Raw genomic sequence first — 18,700 nt, forward strand, 5'->3', positions numbered from 1 at the left:
AAATGATGCTTCCCCTACGATTATGGCTCTCATTATGGATTTTATACCCAATCATCAAAAAAGAGTTTGACCGGCTTCGGTCAAACTCCCTTTGGTTACACGTTTGATTCTGTTTTTTCATATAGATGTTCATGGACGACCACTGTATCAGCAAAGTAGTCATGAACCCCTTGTTTTTTCGGTGAGAACCCAACGACAGCATAGAGAACAAAAAGTGAATTAATATATCGTCCAACAATTTCTCTAAAGAAAATGACATCCCATGCCAGCTGCTTCTCAGGCTGAAGTGAGACCACTTTGATCCCAAACACCATCTTGCCGAGGGTTTGATGAAAAATTTTCGTCATGATGGCGAAATAAAGCAGGAAAACAATCGTCGTTGTGACGGAAAATGGAGAAAACCACCCTCCTCCTTTTGACCAGCCAAACAGACTAAAGATTGGAGAAACCGTCAAATGGTTAACACCCCAAACGACGAGCCAATCAAGGATAAACGCCCAAAATCTAATCCAAAAACCTGCAAAGGCCTGCGCTTCAATTGAAGCGCGCTTCGCAAGGGCGGGCTTCAATTCTTCCTGCTGGCTGCGGCTTTCGCTTACTTCATCGAATGTAGAATCCATCTATGATCCCTCCTTTATTTTGAATAGAGATACATCGGTTTAGACCCGTTTGAGCCAGCCAGTGTTTCTTTTAAATTCAGAAAATCAATTTCGCTTTTAAAGAGCTTGCTTGCACTCATATTCAGAAGAGAGTTCCAGCCAAAGCTTTGAGAATAGCTGATGACTTTTGCCCCTTTTAAGCCTTTTTCATTTTTCTTCATCGCTTTTAGTGCATCTTCATAGTATCCAAGCTCATCCACTAATCCGTTGGACTTCGCCTGTGTTCCGTCATATACTCGGCCATCGGCAATTTTCTTGACGTCCTGTTTAGACATGCCGCGTCCTTCAGAAATGACTTTGACAAACCCTTCATAGGAGTTGTCGACCATGCTTTGCATGATGTCGCGCTCATCCTTTGTCATATCACGATTTGGAGACATGATATCTTTGAATTTCCCGCTCTTAATGGTTTCATATTTAATGCCTAAATTATCCGCCAGCTTTGAATAATTCAAGCTTTGCATGATCACGCCTAGAGAACCTGTTAATGTTTCAGGTGAAGCAAAGATTTTCTTCGCTGGTGTCGACACATAATAACCGCCAGAAGCTGCCATTGAGCCCATGGAGACGTAAACTGGCTTCTTCGCTTTTTTCACTTCTTCTAATTTTTTATGTATTTCAGCACTTTCATAGACACCGCCGCCAGGAGAATTCACTCGCAGCAGGACACCTTTTACAGATGCATCCTCTTTTGCTTTATCTAGTTCTTTTAAGAACGCACGATGATCATACGCTTCTCCGCCTAAAAGGCTTGATGCACCGCCATTATCTTGAATCGTTCCATTAATCTCAAGAACAGCAATTTTACCTGCACCGCTGCCATCCTCTAGTACCTTCTCTTCTATTTCATCCCCGAATTGATAGCTCATTTTATTGTCATTGAAACTTTCGAACAAGGCCATCGTGACACTAATGACAATTGAAGATCCGAAAACACCAAGTGCAATGATTAAGGCTACCCATCTTTTCGCATTCATCTCTTTCTCCTCCTTTTTTGTCTCACTTCATTCATACGAATATCCACATGAAATGTTTCACAGGAATTGTGGTTTTTTTACATTTCATTTCAACATATGATAGCACCTATCTTAAATGACGATCAACTTTGCATCGTCTACTATGAGAAGCTCATGACGAAAAATTGGCTTTTTTATCCTCTCCCTACACCTAATAGTCTAGATGTTCACCACAACAAAACACCCAGACCATTCTTTCATTAGAAAACAGCTATTCAATTATGCTCAAAGTCAGTCATTTCGAATCACTTACATCGACTCATTTCTAAAAAGCAAACACTATCATGATAGGCGTCTTTCTAATGTTTTTACTTTCATATGAAAAAAGTGTAAAATGTGAGCAAGGGTTTACATGTAAGCCCTTTAATATTGGAAATCTATTTTTGACAACGAAGGGGAGAACGTCAATGACAGACAATCGTCGCAATGTATTTTTCTTTTACAAAAAAGATCATGAATTGGATGGACACATTTCTTCTCTGGAGAAGCTCGCTACTGATCAAGGCTTTCAAGTCGTAAAGCGTGCAGAGGATGCCCATATTATTGCTTCAATTGGCGGGGATGGCACATTTCTTCAAGCAGTCCGCAAAACGAATTTCCGTGATGACTGCTTGTATGTAGGGGTATCAAAAACTGAGAATTCGCATCTATACTGCGATTTTTCATTAGAACATTTTGATAAAATGATTGATGCCATGAACACCGAACAGATTGAAGTGAGGAAATATCCAGTCATTGATGTAAGCGTTGACAGTACAAATCAGTTCCATTGCTTAAACGAACTGTCGATCCGCTCTAGCATCATTAAAACATTTGTCATCGATGTATATATAGATGATTTTCACTTTGAAACGTTTAGAGGCGACGGAATGATTATTTCGACTCCGACCGGCTCAACAGCCTACAATAAATCCGTAAACGGCGCCGTGGTTGATCCGATGCTCCCTTGTATGCAAGTGACAGAGCTTGCATCTCTTAATAACAACTCGTACCGTACGCTTGGCGCTCCTTTCATCTTAAGCAGTGACCGCAAGCTGACGCTGAAGGTCGTGCAGGACGGAAACGACCATCCGATTATCGGGCTTGATAATGAAGCCCTCGGCACAAAACACGTCAAACAAATTGACATTGGCCTTTCAGGAAAAGTGATTAAAACGGTGAAATTAAAAGACAACTCATACTGGGAAAAAGTCAAACGCAGATTCCTTTAATAAAAAGCTCCTATATGGGGCTTTTTTTCATGTCTTTTCATTCAAGGTCATGGTGTCTTTGAAAAGATATGGTATGATGTCACAAGTATGAATGTACGAAAAGGAGAACACGATGCCATTACAACATTTTGATCAATATCCATTAAGTGATGAATTGAAACAAGCGTTAGAAGCGCTTCACTTCCATACACCTACACCCGTTCAGCACGAGACGTTATCGGTTGCTTTTTCAAAGCAGGATCTAATCGTCAAATCTCAGACAGGCAGCGGCAAGACAGCAGCCTATGGTCTGCCTATATGTGAAATGGTGGATTGGGCTGAAAATAAACCCCAAGCCCTCATCCTCGTTCCAACACGCGAACTTGCAATGCAGGTCAAGCAAGACCTCACCAGCCTTGGACGATTTAAACGAATCAAAGCGGCAGCCATTTATGGAAAAGCCCCTTTTCAAGCCCAAAAAGTAGAGCTTGCACAAAAAAACCATGTTGTGTGCGGAACACCAGGGCGAATATTGGATCACCTAGAAAAGGGTACTCTTTCTTTAGAAAACCTCAAATTTTTCGTGTTAGATGAAGCAGATGAAATGCTGAACATGGGATTTATTGATCAAGTCTCTTCCATTATTCAGCATCTGCCGCCAAAGCGCATGTCGATGCTGTTTTCAGCGACGATGTCTGCTGAAATGAAAGAATTGAGCGAGCAATTTTTACAATCGCCAAAAGTGATTGAGATTGCACGTGAGGCAAAATCTGTGCAGCAAATCACCCACACCGTGATTGAAACAGAGGAAGAAGCCAAATTCTCACTTCTCCAGCGAACGATCGTCATCGAAAATCCTGATAGCTGTATCATTTTCTGCAATACACAGGAACGCGTGAATGAACTGACGATCAAGCTGGACGATTGGGATGTCCCTTGCGACAAAATCCATGGGGGCATGAGACAGGAAGACCGCTTTGACGTCATGGATGAATTCAAAAACGGTGAGTTCCGCTATCTGATCGCAACAGATATAGCAGCCCGGGGAATCGATGTAAGCGATATGACACATGTCATTCATTACGACCTGCCTTATGAAAAAGAACGCTATATTCATCGAACTGGAAGAACCGGTAGAGCGGGTAAAAGCGGGAAAACGATTGCGTTTATGACAAGGCACGCGCAGCCGCTCATTGATGAATTAAAGCAGGATGCTGGCATTGATTTCCACACTCAGCCTTATCCGACGAAGGAAGAAGCAGAGCAGCATGTAGCCAGCTTCGAAGAGAAGATTGAAACACCTATTCAAAAGGAAAATAAGCAAGCCGGCGTAGAAAAAGATATTATGAAGCTTTATTTTAACGGCGGGAAGAAAAAGAAACTGCGGGCCGTTGATTTCGTTGGGACTATTGCGAAAATAGAAGGCGTTGCATTCGATGACATTGGAATTATTACGATTCAGGACACGAAAACGTATGTAGATATTTTAAACGGGAAAGGTCCTCTTGTACTGAATGCTATGCGTCACACAACCATTAAAGGCAAGCAGTTAAAAGTACATGAAGCACGCTCATAAAAAGTGAAGGCCAAGCGCCTTTACTTTTTTATTTGTGATGAAATGAATCCACAAACCCTGATGCTGTCAGGCTTTTTGATGTTCCAACATGACAAATGTCATATCAAATACATGATGGGTGCTACTATGAGCATGACGACTTTCCTTCTATACTTTGAAGTAGAAAGAAACGGAAAGGACTTGAACTTTCATGACGACTTCAACAAACACACAGCAGCAAGCCACTTTAAGAAAACAAGTAGGCCAATTTTCTGGTGCTGATTCAAAAAAAAGTATCATGCAGCTCTTTAATACATTTATTCCATTTTTGGGGCTTTGGTTTCTTGCCTATTATAGCCTGAACATCTCCTACCTTTTAACCCTCTTCTTTGCGGTTATTGCAGCTGGTTTTTTAGTACGTGTCTTTATTATTTTTCACGACTGCTGCCATCAATCCTTTTTTAAACAGAAGCCGCTGAATCACCTGTTTGGTTTCATAACGGGTGTACTCACCCTTTTCCCTTATCTTCAATGGCAAAGAGATCATTCGATTCACCATGCCACAAGCAGTAATTTAGACAAACGAGGTACTGGTGACATTTGGCTCCTGACAGTCAAAGAATATCAAGAAGCATCTGTATGGACGAAATTTCGCTACAGATTTTATCGTAATCCTTTTGTCATGTTTATTTTAGGACCGATCTTTGTTTTCCTGTTTCAAAACCGCTTCAACGTCAAAAATGCTCGTAAAAAAGAGCGCTGGAATACCTATTTTACAAACATATCGATTGTTTTGCTCGCAGGGGCTACCTATCTCCTTTTTGGCTGGCAAGGTTTGTTACTTGTCCAAGGTCCAATCTTTCTGATTTCTGGATCAATTGGTGTATGGCTGTTTTATGTGCAGCATACGTTTGAGGATTCTTACTTTGAAGCTGATGAGCATTGGAATTATGTGCAGGCAGCTGTAGAAGGCAGTTCTTTTTACAAATTGCCAAAGCTCCTTCAATGGTTAACAGGCAATATCGGTTATCACCATGTCCATCATTTAAGTCCGAGGGTACCGAATTATCATTTAGAGCATGCTCATGAGCATAGTGAGCCGCTTCAAAATGTTCCAACCATTACGCTGAAAACAAGTATTGATTCAATGAAATTCAGACTTTGGGATGAGGAAACGAAAGCATTTGTTACCTTTAGAGAGGCGCGCCAGACGAAAAGCACACCTGTCATCAAAGGAGACATTCTCAAGAAGAATGCTTAAACGACGCAAGCTCTTTCTTACAATAGAAGGGGCTTGTTGGTATTTACAGGATGCGGCAACGTGTTCAATTTGATAAAGTAGTGAAAAAGAATGAAAATGGAAAAGGTGATTCACGGATGAAAAAACAACTTAAAATTCAAAAATTGCATGGGATTTCCCCATATATATGGGCCATTTTTTTCATCCTGCCCTTTTATTTTATCCTTAAGACGCCTTCGACTTTAGGTATTGTGATCGGCATCATATTAAACGTCGTCTTTTTTGCCGTGTATCGTTTTGCCTTTGTCGCAAAAGGCTGGGCTTTATATGTATTCGGCCTTCTATTGATTGCAATTTCTACTGGCTACGTGATGCTCTACAGCTACATTTATTTCGCTTTTTGCATCGCCTATTTCAATGGACATATTAAAAGAAAAGTACCTTTTTATATCTTATACTATATTCATGTCGGGAGCGCCGCTGTTGCGGTGAACTTTAGCTTGATTTTAAAAAAGGGATGGTTTCTCACACAAATTCCTTTTGTTGTGATCACACTCATTAGTGCCATTCTCCTCCCTCTCAGCATTCGAAGCAGGAAAGAACGTGAACGGCTTGAAGAGAAATTAGAAGATGCCAATGAACGGATCGCCGATCTTGTGAAGCTTGAAGAAAGGCAGCGCATTGCCCGTGATCTGCATGACACCCTTGGCCAAAAGCTTTCTCTTATCGGTTTAAAGAGTGACCTTGCTCGAAAACTCATCTATAAAGATCCTGAACAAGCTCGTGCCGAACTAAAAAGCGTCCAGCAGACCGCTAGAACGTCTCTTAATGAAGTGCGGAAGATCGTTTCCTCCATGAAAGGCATTCGAATCAAGGATGAAATGTCGAACATAAAGCAAATTCTCGAAGCGGCCGGGATTGAATTGATCTATGATGAAAAGGGAGCACCGAAACACATCTCTCTTCTCAACGAAAACATTGTGAGCATGTGCATAAAAGAGGCCGTTACGAATGTCGTTAAACATAGTGAAGCCACTGTCTGTAAAATCACCATTCACCAAAAGGCAAAAGAAGCCGTCATCACGGTTGAAGATGATGGAACATTTAAAGGAGATCACCCCTCCTCTCAAACGAAGGGACATGGCCTTTTAGGGATTAGAGAAAGATTGGAATTTGCAAATGGACGCCTTCATATTGAGACAAAACATGGGACGAAGCTGATCATGAGCATTCCAAATGATTCAGCAGCCAAAGAATAGGAGGAAATGAAATGATCAACATCTTTATCGCAGAAGATCAGCAAATGCTGCTTGGTGCACTCGGTTCACTACTTGATTTAGAAGACGATATGACGGTTGTTGGAAAAGGCACAAACGGCCAGGACGCCATTGATTTTGCTAAAAAACACCCCGTTGATATATGTTTAATGGATATTGAAATGCCAGGGAAATCTGGACTTGATGCAGCCGAAGAACTCAAGGAATCAGATGTGAGAATCATCATTTTAACGACCTTTGCCCGTTCTGGATATTTCCAAAGGGCGCTGAAAGCTGGCGTTAGCGGCTATATGCTGAAAGACAGCCCAAGTGAAGATCTGGCAAGTGCCATTCGCAGCGTGATGAAAGGAAAAAAGGTGTACGCCCCGGAATTGATGGAGGATTTATATAGTGACGAAAATCCTTTAACCGAACGAGAAAAATCCGTTCTTGAACTCGTCGCAGACGGCAAAAACACAAAAGAAATTGCAAAGGAACTCAGTATTAAAAGCGGCACTGTCCGGAACTACATTTCCATTATTTTAGATAAACTTGAAGTCAAAAACCGCATTGAGGCCATCACACGCTCTAAAGAAAAAGGCTGGTTTAAATAGAAAAAAGATCAGGTCATACGCTGCCTTGATCTTTTTTTCTTTCTAAAAGATTCCCTCTATTTTTTATCAGCAACTGACAAAATGTAATTGACAACAGACCGCAGTCTTATGATATGATATCCAAGTGATAATAATTATCATTATCACTAATACAACCAAATATCCGGCATATATGCCGCTTTCAAAGGAGTCTACATTCATGAAGAAAATATTGTTCCCTCTGATGCTCATCTTTGTACTTGCGTTGAGCGCATGTGGCAATAGCAGCAACTCTTCCTCAAATAAAGGAAAACAATCAACGTCAGACAAGATTACATATCAATCTGAAAATGGCCCTGTTAAGCTGCCAGCGCATCCAAAACGTGTCGTTGTTCTCGGCTCTTACACGGGCAATGTCATGTCACTTGGTGTGAACCTTGTTGGCGTTGACTCTTGGTCAAAAAAGAATCCACGCTTCCAAAAGGAATTAAAAAATGTGGAAGAAGTATCGGATGAAAATGTAGAAAAAATCATGAAGCTAAAGCCTGATGTCATCATTGGCTTAAGCAATACAAAAAATGTAGAGAAACTGAAAAAAATCGCACCAACGGTCTTGTTCACGTATAACAAAGTCGATTACCTTCAGCAGCACATTGAAATTGGAAAAGTATTAAACAAAGAAAAAGAAGCCAAAGCATGGGTGAAAGATTTCAAAGAACGCGCAGCTGAAGCTGGAAAAGAAATCAAAGCAAAGATCGGTGAAGATGCGACGGTTTCTGTATTTGAAAGCGGCACAAAAGATCTTTATGTGTTTGGAGATGCATGGGGTCGCGGTACAGAAATCCTCTATCAAGAAATGAAACTGAAAATGCCTGAGAAGGTTAAGGAAAAAGCGTTAAAAGCCGGGTACTATGCAGTTTCGCAAGAGGTCATCCCTGAATTTGCTGGAGACTATATGATCATTAGCAAAAACAGTGAAATGGACAATTCCTATCAAAACAGTGAAATCTACAAGTCCATTCCTGCCGTGAAAAAACATCGTGTGTTCGAAGCAAATGCGGAAGAATTTTACTTTAACGATCCACTCACACTTGAATATCAACTATCATTCTTTAAAAAGCATTTTTTAGGTAAATAAGCTGAAGCAAGGGACCTCTTCCCTTGCTTTTTTCTTGTCTGCTTCTAGCGGCAGCGCCTTTTTTCCGCTACAATTACATACAAGCTAATTCAAAAAGTGTGGTGCTGGTTTTGTTTAAAATTTTGCTGATTGAGGACGATACAACCCTCTTCCAAGAAATCAAAGAACGCTTAGTTAACTGGTCCTATAATGTCTATGGGATTCACGATTTTCATCAGGTCATGCAGGAGTTTACTTCCATCCAGCCTGATCTAGTCATTATTGATATTCAGCTGCCAAAATACGATGGCTTTCATTGGTGCCGGATGATTCGGCATCATTCAAATGTTCCGATCATCTTTCTCTCATCTCGAGACCACCCTGCTGATATGGTCATGTCGATGCAGCTCGGTGCCGATGATTTTGTGCAGAAGCCCTTTCACTTTGACGTCCTCATCGCCAAAGTAAGTGCTGTTCTTCGCCGCGTGCATGATTATAATGCAGAACCGGCCAACTTAAAGGTTTGGTGCGGCGCTACCATTGACCTAGAAAAAAACACCGTGACAAATGAACACGGTGAGGTTGAATTAACGAAAAATGAATTATTTATTCTCAAGGAATTGGTTCAGCATAAACATCATATCGTCAGCCGGGAATCACTCATACAAGCGTTATGGGAGGATGAACGATTTGTGAGTGACAATACGCTGACTGTCAACGTCAATCGCCTCAGAAAAAAACTTGACGAGATCTCCCTTGGCACCTTCATTGAAACAAAAGTAGGGCAGGGTTATCTTGCAAAGGAAAAGGATGATCAATGATGCTGCAAGCATTTTTAAAAGAACGAAGAAGCTGGATTCTGTTCTTTCTTAGTTTGCAGCTTCTCATTCTTTTTGTTGCTTATTTGGATACGACCATTCCAATGGCTTCTCTTTTTTATATTGTGTTACTGTCTACGTTACTCATGATCGTCTTTCTCTTTTTCCGTTATCGAAAAGAAACGGCTTATTATGAAAGGCTGAAAGAATGGGACGAAAACATTGATCATCAAATGTTGCTCGCTCCCTCTTCCCCATTTGAACAGCTCGTACATGATGCGACGTCAGAGCAAATCGACCGCTACCGGCAGATGGCGGCAGAGCAGAAAATCGCCCTTGAAGAAGAAAAAGATGAACTGCTTTCATGGATACATGAGGTCAAAACACCGCTCACGGCGATGCACTTAATGATCGACCGATTAACAGAACAGCCGCTGAAATCAAATATGACGTACGAGTGGCTTAGAATTCATTTATTACTCGATGCCCAGCTGCACCAAAGCAGAATACGTCATATCGAAAATGATTTATTTATTGAAAAGCTGGATCTGCAAAGCATCATAGCGAAAGAAATCAAAGCCCTCCAATCATGGTGCATGCAAAAAGGAATTGGCTTTGAACTGGCGCTTGAAGAACGCGGCGTATTAAGTGATACAAAATGGTTATCCTTTATGATCAGACAAGTGCTGACAAACGCAGTCAAGTACAGCCATTCGTCTGATATTGTCATCGAAAGCAGACAAATAAATGAACAAGTTGTACTGTCAATCACAGATCAAGGCAGAGGAATTGACCCAAGAGACGTGTCTCGCATTTTTGAAAAGGGCTTCACCTCCACAAGACATCACAATGACACCGCCTCAACGGGAATGGGGCTCTATTTAACCAAAAAAGGAGCAGACGCTCTTCATATCACGATCGAGGTCAACTCCACTATAGATCAAGGTACAACCTTCACCTTGATCTTTCCGAAAAAGAATGATTTTGTTCATATTGCGAGCATGTAAGCACATGACGGATCACATCCAATCTCTTCATAAAAGTCTGAAAGCTGTCGTGAAGAGATTGGGTAATCTACTTATGAAATATTTCCCGCTTCTTGATGAAAAACATCTCCCATCTGCCTCCTTCTATAAATACCCAAGAGCAGGCCAACAGCCATCATTTCTAGAAGAATATGAGAACCCCCATAGCTCATGAAAGGTATGGACACCCCAGGTAAAGCCAATAAGCCAAAGTTTGTGAAGATACTTAAGATAAATTTTGTTGCAAACGTAGCTCCCAAGCCTGTCATGATCATTTTCCCATAAGCCAATTGGACTCGTTTTGCTGTATGAAATACTCTGTAAATAAAAAAGACAAACAACATGAATGCAGTCACCCCTGCGAACCAGCCGAATGAATAAATGATATACGTAAACATCCAATCAGTGTGAACCTCAGACATTGCAGACGGAGTGATATGAAGCCCGTTTGAACTAAATTCATGAACTGTGTAAGAGTAAGGGTACATATCTGCTTGAAACAGAGAAAATAATTCAACAATAAGATATAAAACACCTGCTGCTGTCAGCGGAATCATTTGCCTCACGCTTGCACTTGATACATACATAATCGTTATGCACATGACGATACAGATGATGGTCGCAGGAAGCGAGCCAATCGTACTTATTAAAAGAATGGGTAAAGCCATAATCCCTACTCCGAGCCAAGATTTGAAACCATTCCCCCAATTCCAAGAGTGAAAAATACCTGCTAAAGAAACGGCCGCAAGAAACGGCACCATCTCAGTCAGATTGATCGATACATCACTTATTCTTAAAAAGAGAATACCGTCCACTCTTACACCAAAAAACATCGTAAGAAGCAGCGTTCCGAGCGTCCCTATGTATAAATGCCAAGAGTATTTCAATAAGCGTCGATAATCGAACGCAAACAAACCAAACATAACCACAAGACCAAATAAATAAAAAACGAGACTTTTATAAAAAATATTCATGTCTTGAAGATTTGTAAAACTAGAATGAAACTGCAAAAAGTACATCACAAGCAGTCCAAATGAACAAGTGGCTAACACAAGAAGTATCGTTTTAAAATCCATTTGGGTTCTATGTGTTTCATGGAGCTGCGTTCCGATAATGGCTGCATCTCCAATTTGATCCAGCGCTTGATCTACCGCTTCTTCTTCAGGCATCCCAGCATTCATCGCTTCCTCTTTTAGCGTATATAGATGATCGCTAAGCTCAAGCTTTATACTCGAATGTACATCTTTATTTTTGATTCGTTTACATACATCCTTTATATACTTTTCGAACTTTTTTTCTAATCCCATACGATTTTCTCTCCGTTCAGAACGCCATCGACTGCATCTTTGAAAACGTTCCATTCTTCTTTCTTTTCCTTTATAAATGCTTTGCCCTGTTCATTTATTTTGTAATACTTTCTTTTCCGATTGCCATTTCCTTCGCCCCAGTAAGAGACAATCAATTCTTTCCCCTCCAAATTGTGCAAAATGGGATAAATCGTTCCCTCTTTAAAGCTAAAAATACCTTCGGACTTCGCCTCCAATTCTTTAATCATTTCATATCCATACATCGGTTTTTCATTTAATAAGCTTAAAATAAGTGTAGCTGTACTTCCCTTTAGAAGCTCTTTACTCACTTTCATCAACACAATCACCTCTAATACATAGATTTACTATGCATATATTTAATATGTATAGCATACATGAAAAAATATACCATGTAAAGATTCAAAAACATGGACTTTTATTCTACATCCGAAATCATGATGACAAGAAAAATCAAAGAAGATTGATACATAAGAGCGAAAAACAGATAAAATGATTGATAAAGAGCACCGCTTTCTGCAAAAGATAAGTAAAGTTTCTAATAGTAGGCACGGATTCTACATAAAAACATGTGAATTGTTTTATAAAACAAGCATGTGACAATAATGTCACATGCTCGTCTGTTTTGTTCGCCAAATCGAAGGAAGTCGATCCGGCTTCTTTTTATACTAGAGTTATCAATTTAAAAAAAGAAAAAGGGGTTCGACATATGAACATTTTAGAAGCGCGCAAGCTATATAAAAGCTACGGAAATAAATTCAACAAACAAGAGGTGCTTAAAGGCATTGATCTGACCATAGAAGCTGGAGAATTTGTCAGCATTATGGGACCATCAGGCTCGGGGAAAACAACCCTTCTGAACGTATTGTCATCTATCGACCATGTGTCCAGCGGATCGATTCGTATCGCAGATGCTGATATGACTCAAATGAAAGATCAACAGCTCGCTGAATTCAGAAAGAAACAGCTTGGCTTTGTCTTTCAGGATTATAACTTACTTGATACGCTCACGGTCAAAGAGAACATCCTTTTGCCATTATCGATCTCCAAAACACCTAAAAAAGAAGCTTTTGAACGTTTTCAACAGCTCGCTGAGGATATGGGGATTTATGAACTAAGAGACAAATATCCGAATGAACTATCTGGGGGACAAAAGCAGCGGACGTCGGCGGTTCGTGCCTTCATTCATGAGCCTAGTCTCATTTTCGCTGATGAACCAACTGGGGCACTCGATTCCAAATCTGCATCTGATTTACTCAACAAGCTGCAAGATTTTAATCAAAAACGAAAAGCGACCATTGTGATGGTCACACATGATCCTGTCGCCGCCAGCTATTCAAGACGAGTCATTTTTATCAAGGATGGACAGATCTATACACAGTTGAATAAAGGCGCTTTAGAGAGAAAGATGTTTTTCGAAGATATTATGAAAACGCAAGGTGTCTTAGGCGGTGTAAAGCATGAACATTAATCAGCTCGTCTTCCGAAACCTGAAGAAAAATTTGAAGAATTACTACTTATACGTGTTCGCTCTTATATTTAGTGTGGCGCTCTATTTTTCTTTTGTCACCTTGCAGTATTCACCAGCACTTGATGATGTGAAAGGGTCCATTAAAGGCGGTGCTTCGATTAAAGCCGCTTCGATCCTGCTCATTGCCATCGTCGGCATCTTCCTCTTATATGCGAATAGCATTTTCATTAAGCGCAGAGGGAAAGAAATCGGCCTCTTGCAGCTCATTGGGATGACCAAACAAAAAATTGCCAGACTGCTCAACGCAGAAAACTTTATCCTATACATGATCGCCATGGCTCTTGGCATAATCGCTGGATTTATCGGTTCAAAACTCATGCTGATGGTGTTATTTAAAGTGACCGGCGTGAACGCCATCGCCAATCTTCATTTTTCAGGCATGGCTCTTCTGCAAACGCTCATTGTCTTTCTATTGATTTATGTATTGATTCTGCTGAGAAATAGACGTTTTATTAACAAGCAGACGATTTTATCTTTGTTTAGAACAACGTCTTCTACAGAGCAGCGCGTAAAAAAAATCTCTGTGTTTGAAATCATCATTGGGGTTTTCGGTATTGTCTTGATCAGCTCAGGCTATTACATTTCTTCTCAGCTTTTTACTGGCACATACACGTCAATGCTTTCGTTATTTTTAGCCATGATTTATATTCTAGGCTCTGTCATAATCGGTACCTTTCTTTTTTATAAAGGCTCTGTTTCGTTCATTGCCAATATCGTACGTAAAAGAAAGAATGGCTACCTAGCCATTCATGAAGTCTTGTCTCTGTCATCCATTATGTTCCGGCTAAAATCAAATGCACTGCTTTTAACGATTATTACAACCGTATCTGCACTTGCGATCGGTTTGTTATCCCTTAGCTACATTTCCTATTACTCAGCAGAAAAAACCGCTGAACAACAAATTCCAGCTCATTTCGTCATGGGCTCAGAGAAGGAAGCAGCCACCTTCACTCGTGCACTTTCTGACAAACATATTGCTTATGACAAGCAACAGTTCAAGGTCATTCAAGCTGATTTTGATGCAAAAAAGATCATTGATACAGAGTTAAGCAGTTTGAATAAGAACCCAGAAGTATTGACACTACCTGTGATCAGTGAGAAGAACGTACCAAGCATTCATGTGGAGAACAACGAAGTCATCTTAAGCGGCTACAATGATTTATTGAGAAAATTCATGCCGATTAAAAGTTCAGGTGATGTGAAACTTCTAATAAAGAAACCAATTAATTTAAAAGTGATTGATATGAAGAAAGATCACTTAATCTCTTACCGGTTCACTGCTGGCGGCCTGCCTGTTGCCGTTGTTAGTCAAAGCGTCTTTGAACAGCTGGATCAAAACAAGGATCCTAAGCTTCAGCTTGAGAATAACCAATATATTGCGATCAATGTAAATGATGAGAAACATATTGAACAAGCCAATGACGTCTTTACTTCTTTAAAACTGGGCGATGACAGCATGTCTCGATTAGCTTCAACTCAGCAGCAAAAACAAACAATAGGATTGATGATGTTTGTGGTCGGATTCTTAGGTCTAAGCTTCCTTGTCACATCAGGCTGTATTTTATACTTCAAACAAATGAATGAAAGTGAAGAAGAACAAAGCTCGTACACGATCTTACGTAAGCTTGGCTTTACTGAAAAAGATCTATTAAAAGGCATTCGGCTCAAACAGCTATTTAACTTTGGGATTCCGCTCATCATCGGATTGCTGCACAGCTACTTTGCTGTACAGTCAGGCTGGTTTTTATTCGGCGGTGAACTGTGGACACCAATGCTCATCGTCATGTCGATTTATACCGTTTTGTATTCAGTCTTCGGATTCCTGTCAGTTCAGTATTATAAAAAAGTCATTAAAGAATCCTTGTAATCTATTCCCCATAGGCCTCGCCTATGGGGATATTATGCTTGATTTAGGATGGTGTTGATTCAAACTTATGCGATAAAATATGGTCTCTTGCCGCATAAGCTTTTCGTTTCACCTCTTCTAGGTTCACACCGACAAGTTTCCCGTTTTGCTTCACTGCTTTTCCAGCAACATAGACAGAATCAACATTTGAAGGATGTGCCGTTTGGACAACTGCTCCAGCTGGATCTGTCATTGGCAGAAGATTCATGCTTGTCCGATCAATCAGGATGAAATCAGCTTCTTTCCCAGGTGAGAGTGACCCAATTTTATGATCAAGCTGCAAGGCACGTGCTCCGTTTATCGTCGCAGCTTCAAGCATTTGATGAGCAGAGAGCCCAAGTTCAGGTCCTGGCATCGTCCCCTCCATCAATAAAGATTGATTTTGGATCGCCCGCTCTGCCTGAAGCCCGAATTTCATTTGTGCAAACAAATCTCCGCCAGTCGCTGTTACCACATCTACACCAAGCGTTGGAAGAACGCCTTGTTCAATCGCAAGTCCTGTCACGGGATAACCGTGCCCCATCATCATTTCAATTTCAGGTGTAATAGAGATTGAGCTTCCACTGTCTGCCAGCATTTTCATTTGATCCGCATCAATTGCATTGATATGCACCATGTTCAGATCCGGTCCTAGTAACCCTGCTTTATGAAGCCGCTCAATCGAACGATCCCCCGCTCCCCAATTACCAAAACCGATGTGCATACTGCATAGTGCATCTAGAGACCTTGCTGTTTCGATTTCAAATACCGAGGTTTCCCATGAGGAAAACTCAGGTCCACGAATCGCAAGTCCCATCGTCAGCAGCTGATCTGTTGATTGGAAATGTGCTTTTTTCACGCGGGCTGCGTCTTCCATATTGGTGAGTGTGCTCTCCCTATCCCAATATTCAGCATCTCCAGAGGTACCAAAAGCAAAAACAGCCCGAATGCCCGCATCTTTTAATCCTCCAATGAGCTCATCTGTATGATCCATTGAATTAATCATCGTCCAGTCTAAAAATGTGGTCACCCCTGCATCTAAAGCCTCTAATGCCCCTAAATAATTGGCGATTCGATCGTCTGATGGACGTCTCATCGCCCCATAGTTGCCATAATATATTTTGCTCAAATACGTCTGCAAAGACCAATCTGTCCCTATGCCCCGGATGACAGACTGCCACACATGACGATGGGTATCCACAAGCCCTGGCATGATGACCATATCGGATGCATCGACAATGTCTGCATCACTTGCGTCAATCGAAGGTGCGACTTCTAAAATATGCGCCCCTTCAATTAGTAGATCTCCCTTTTCTAGAAAATCTAAAGATGGATCAAGTGTTATGAGAGCTGCATCTTTAAACAATGTTTTCTTCATCTATATCCCCCTTTTCATATGACGAAGATGAGTCACCCCACCCTCTCTGTCATTTTAAAACAGAACAGGATCAAATTAGAAGAAAAGTGACTCAAGCAAATGTTTTACGAGCTCATTTTTCGAAAATAGTTGTATATCCGTTTTATCTTGATGTCATGTTTGCCTTTTGGACTTTCCATCATGCCAAATTCAAAGAACTTCACAGGTTTGATTCCGACATATTGTAACAGGGCTCGTTTCATTAACATCTTGTGAGCATTTTGCAAAAAGAAGAATGGATAATTTGCCGGCCCTTGCATAGTTGATACACAAACAGCGCTTTTTCCTTTTAACAACCCTTCTGGAAGCAGCCCTCCTGTTTGACGATAGGCGAAATTCGCCGCAAACATGCGATCGATAAAGCCAAGCAGCATGGCTGGCGGCCGCCCCCACCAAATCGGATAAACGAACACGATTTTGTCCGCCCATTTGATCTTTTCCTGATACACCTGAATGTCAGGATCCTTATGCATATCACGCCTTTTTTTCTCTTCATTAAAAATAAGAACAGGATCAAATTCTTCTTGATATAAATCAATGATCCTCACTTCATGAACCTTTGAATTTTCTTCACTGCCTTTGACGATTTCTTTCAAAAAAGCACCATTCAAACTATTGTGATGAGGGTGAGTATAAATAATGAGAACATTCATATTTCGTCTCCTTTAGTTATCATTTGATAACAAATAATACATCCAATCTATTTAGTTGTCAAATGATAATTGTTTTTTGATAATAAATTTGGTATGTTACGTAAGAGGTGAAAATCATGAAAAATCCACATTTCTTCAAGGAATTCGTAGCATTTGCTTCTACTTTTTCTGAGCGAAAACATGACCTGATGAGCAAGGTGAAACCATCTGACTTAACAACCTTACAATATTTGATTCTAGAGCAGCTAGCTGTCAGTGAGCCGCTTACACCTAGTCAAATCGCTGATTGCCAGCACATGTCTCTACCAAATGTCAGCAGAGAACTGAAGAAACTTCACGAAAAACAATTCATCGATAGACAAGAAGATCAAGATGACAAACGAAAGCATGTGATTATGCTTTCTGAAAAAGGCCGAGCCTGTATGAACGAAGCATTTCAGCATATTGAATCAATGCTAATTGGCAGCCTATCTTCCTCAGACATAGAACAAATGGATGACATCGTACAAGCTCTCCGCCTATTAAATCAAACGATTTTTAAAAAATGAACATGAAAAAAGCATGCGCGTACCGCTCATGCAAAGGATCTTTTGAATTCTTTCATGAAGAGACGCTAAAAGATTCGTCATCATTGTCACTGAAACTTCCCTTCCAAGATGCACAAAAAAAGCGCTGGATGCTTTTCATCCAAACGCTTCTTTGCTTTACATTTTTGAACATCGTCTTCATGCAATCTTTTTCCTCTATATATCTTTACACAACCAGCTGATACGCGATGTATAACGCGACCAGCCAGATCATGATCGCTGAAGCTTTATTGATACGGTTCATCCACTTGCCGTTTGTATCTAGCTTCCCTAACATTTTCCCTAAAAGAGCAAGCCCGATAAACCATAACCACGAGACAATGATACAGGCCAGTGTAAACGCCACTTTTTCAGCACCGTTATATTGAAGAGAATTCGTTCCAATTACACCAATTGTATCTAGAATCGCATGAGGATTTAAAAGTGAAACTGAACAGGCAAATACGATTTGTTTTTTAGCAGGCATCATTTCCGTCTTTTCTTTATCATCTGATGATGAGCTTGTGTTCCACACCGACCATCCCATATAAAGTAAAAAACAAAATCCAATGATATAAAGACCGATTTGCAGCATAGGAATGGTTAACACCACTACCGAAACACCGATGACCGCTAGAGTAATCAAAAGTGTATCACAAAGAGCCGCTGTGATGACAACAGGCAGCACGCGATACAATCGAGGCTGAAGCGCTCCTTGTTGAAATACAAATACATTTTGAGCTCCCAAAGGTAATATAAGACCAAAAGCAAGCACAATTCCATGAATGATAGCAATGGACATCTTCAAACATTCTCCTTTTTCCAGTAATTCCTACACATTTTAACATAGAACA

At 40.6% G+C, this 18,700-nt stretch carries 18 protein-coding genes; 11 read left to right on the plus strand and 7 right to left on the minus strand.

The window, feature by feature from the left end:
* Positions 1 to 95: 95 nt before the first annotated feature.
* Together NPA43_RS12960 and sppA are read right to left on the minus strand one after the other, a co-directional pair.
* Positions 96 to 620 (minus strand): RDD family protein, encoded by a 525-nt coding sequence (locus NPA43_RS12960; protein WP_099726878.1) that lies wholly within the window; start codon positions 618 to 620, stop codon positions 96 to 98.
* 14 nt (positions 621 to 634) lie between these two features.
* Complete coding sequence (gene sppA / locus NPA43_RS12965) at positions 635 to 1,636, minus strand: signal peptide peptidase SppA (RefSeq protein WP_099726877.1); 1,002 nt, start codon at positions 1,634 to 1,636, stop codon at positions 635 to 637.
* A gap of 446 nt (positions 1,637 to 2,082) precedes the next feature.
* Here sppA and NPA43_RS12970 point away from each other — a divergent pair, with 446 nt between their 5' ends.
* The 8 genes from NPA43_RS12970 (at position 2,083) to NPA43_RS13005 (ending at position 10,451) form a co-directional block, all read left to right on the plus strand.
* Entirely contained in the window at positions 2,083 to 2,886 is an 804-nt protein-coding gene (locus NPA43_RS12970) for an NAD kinase (protein ID WP_230031038.1), read from the plus strand.
* 112 nt (positions 2,887 to 2,998) lie between these two features.
* On the plus strand, positions 2,999 to 4,441 hold the full coding sequence (locus tag NPA43_RS12975) for a DEAD/DEAH box helicase (RefSeq protein WP_256498906.1): 1,443 nt from the start codon (positions 2,999 to 3,001) through the stop codon (positions 4,439 to 4,441).
* 190 nt (positions 4,442 to 4,631) lie between these two features.
* Positions 4,632 to 5,681 carry a Delta(5) desaturase DesA gene (locus NPA43_RS12980; protein ID WP_099726874.1) on the plus strand — a complete coding sequence of 350 codons (1,050 nt, stop codon included), beginning with the start codon at positions 4,632 to 4,634 and terminating at the stop codon, positions 5,679 to 5,681.
* Between the two features lie 116 nt (positions 5,682 to 5,797).
* Positions 5,798 to 6,919, plus strand: a complete 1,122-nt coding sequence (locus NPA43_RS12985; RefSeq protein WP_099726974.1) for a sensor histidine kinase — start codon at positions 5,798 to 5,800, stop codon at positions 6,917 to 6,919.
* 11 nt (positions 6,920 to 6,930) lie between these two features.
* A complete protein-coding gene (locus NPA43_RS12990; RefSeq protein WP_099726873.1) occupies positions 6,931 to 7,530 on the plus strand; it encodes a response regulator transcription factor in 600 nt (199 codons plus the stop codon).
* A 199-nt stretch (positions 7,531 to 7,729) separates the two neighbouring features.
* A complete protein-coding gene (locus NPA43_RS12995; protein WP_099726872.1) occupies positions 7,730 to 8,647 on the plus strand; it encodes an iron-hydroxamate ABC transporter substrate-binding protein in 918 nt (305 codons plus the stop codon).
* A 110-nt stretch (positions 8,648 to 8,757) separates the two neighbouring features.
* Positions 8,758 to 9,447, plus strand: coding sequence for a response regulator transcription factor (locus NPA43_RS13000; RefSeq protein ID WP_180275497.1), 690 nt, complete (start codon positions 8,758 to 8,760; stop codon positions 9,445 to 9,447).
* Positions 9,447 to 10,451 (plus strand): sensor histidine kinase, encoded by a 1,005-nt coding sequence (locus tag NPA43_RS13005; RefSeq protein WP_230031040.1) that lies wholly within the window; start codon positions 9,447 to 9,449, stop codon positions 10,449 to 10,451. Before NPA43_RS13000 ends, NPA43_RS13005 begins: the two co-directional genes overlap by 1 nt.
* A 71-nt stretch (positions 10,452 to 10,522) precedes the next feature.
* Here the strand turns inward: NPA43_RS13005 and NPA43_RS13010 are convergent, their stop codons facing one another.
* Complete coding sequence (locus NPA43_RS13010; RefSeq protein ID WP_256498907.1) at positions 10,523 to 11,776, minus strand: FtsW/RodA/SpoVE family cell cycle protein; 1,254 nt, start codon at positions 11,774 to 11,776, stop codon at positions 10,523 to 10,525.
* Complete coding sequence (locus NPA43_RS13015) at positions 11,767 to 12,111, minus strand: PadR family transcriptional regulator (protein ID WP_099726868.1); 345 nt, start codon at positions 12,109 to 12,111, stop codon at positions 11,767 to 11,769. The genes NPA43_RS13010 and NPA43_RS13015 overlap by 10 nt, the downstream gene beginning before the upstream one ends.
* Positions 12,112 to 12,503: 392 nt before the next feature.
* On the opposite strand from NPA43_RS13015, the gene NPA43_RS13020 reads away from it, so the two are divergent.
* Both NPA43_RS13020 and NPA43_RS13025 read left to right on the plus strand, forming a co-directional pair.
* Positions 12,504 to 13,265, plus strand: coding sequence for an ABC transporter ATP-binding protein (locus NPA43_RS13020; RefSeq protein WP_249704957.1), 762 nt, complete (start codon positions 12,504 to 12,506; stop codon positions 13,263 to 13,265).
* Positions 13,255 to 15,192: an ABC transporter permease gene (locus NPA43_RS13025; RefSeq protein ID WP_230031043.1), complete on the plus strand. Its 1,938-nt coding sequence runs from the start codon at positions 13,255 to 13,257 to the stop codon at positions 15,190 to 15,192. Before NPA43_RS13020 ends, NPA43_RS13025 begins: the two co-directional genes overlap by 11 nt.
* 43 nt (positions 15,193 to 15,235) lie before the next feature.
* Here NPA43_RS13025 and NPA43_RS13030 read toward each other — a convergent pair whose 3' ends face one another.
* Both NPA43_RS13030 and NPA43_RS13035 read right to left on the minus strand, forming a co-directional pair.
* Positions 15,236 to 16,588 (minus strand): amidohydrolase family protein, encoded by a 1,353-nt coding sequence (locus NPA43_RS13030; protein ID WP_230031044.1) that lies wholly within the window; start codon positions 16,586 to 16,588, stop codon positions 15,236 to 15,238.
* A gap of 104 nt (positions 16,589 to 16,692) precedes the next feature.
* Complete coding sequence (locus NPA43_RS13035) at positions 16,693 to 17,280, minus strand: NAD(P)H-dependent oxidoreductase (protein ID WP_099726864.1); 588 nt, start codon at positions 17,278 to 17,280, stop codon at positions 16,693 to 16,695.
* 116 nt (positions 17,281 to 17,396) lie between these two features.
* Between NPA43_RS13035 and NPA43_RS13040 the strand changes: the two genes are divergently transcribed.
* On the plus strand, positions 17,397 to 17,828 hold the full coding sequence (locus tag NPA43_RS13040) for a MarR family winged helix-turn-helix transcriptional regulator (protein ID WP_230031045.1): 432 nt from the start codon (positions 17,397 to 17,399) through the stop codon (positions 17,826 to 17,828).
* Positions 17,829 to 18,033: 205 nt separating this feature from the next.
* On the opposite strand, the gene NPA43_RS13045 is transcribed toward NPA43_RS13040, so the two are convergent.
* Complete coding sequence (locus NPA43_RS13045) at positions 18,034 to 18,648, minus strand: LysE/ArgO family amino acid transporter (protein ID WP_230031046.1); 615 nt, start codon at positions 18,646 to 18,648, stop codon at positions 18,034 to 18,036.
* Positions 18,649 to 18,700: the final 52 nt, after the last annotated feature.

This window comes from Bacillus pumilus (assembly GCF_024498355.1).
In the GTDB taxonomy this organism is placed as follows: domain Bacteria; phylum Bacillota; class Bacilli; order Bacillales; family Bacillaceae; genus Bacillus; species Bacillus pumilus_P.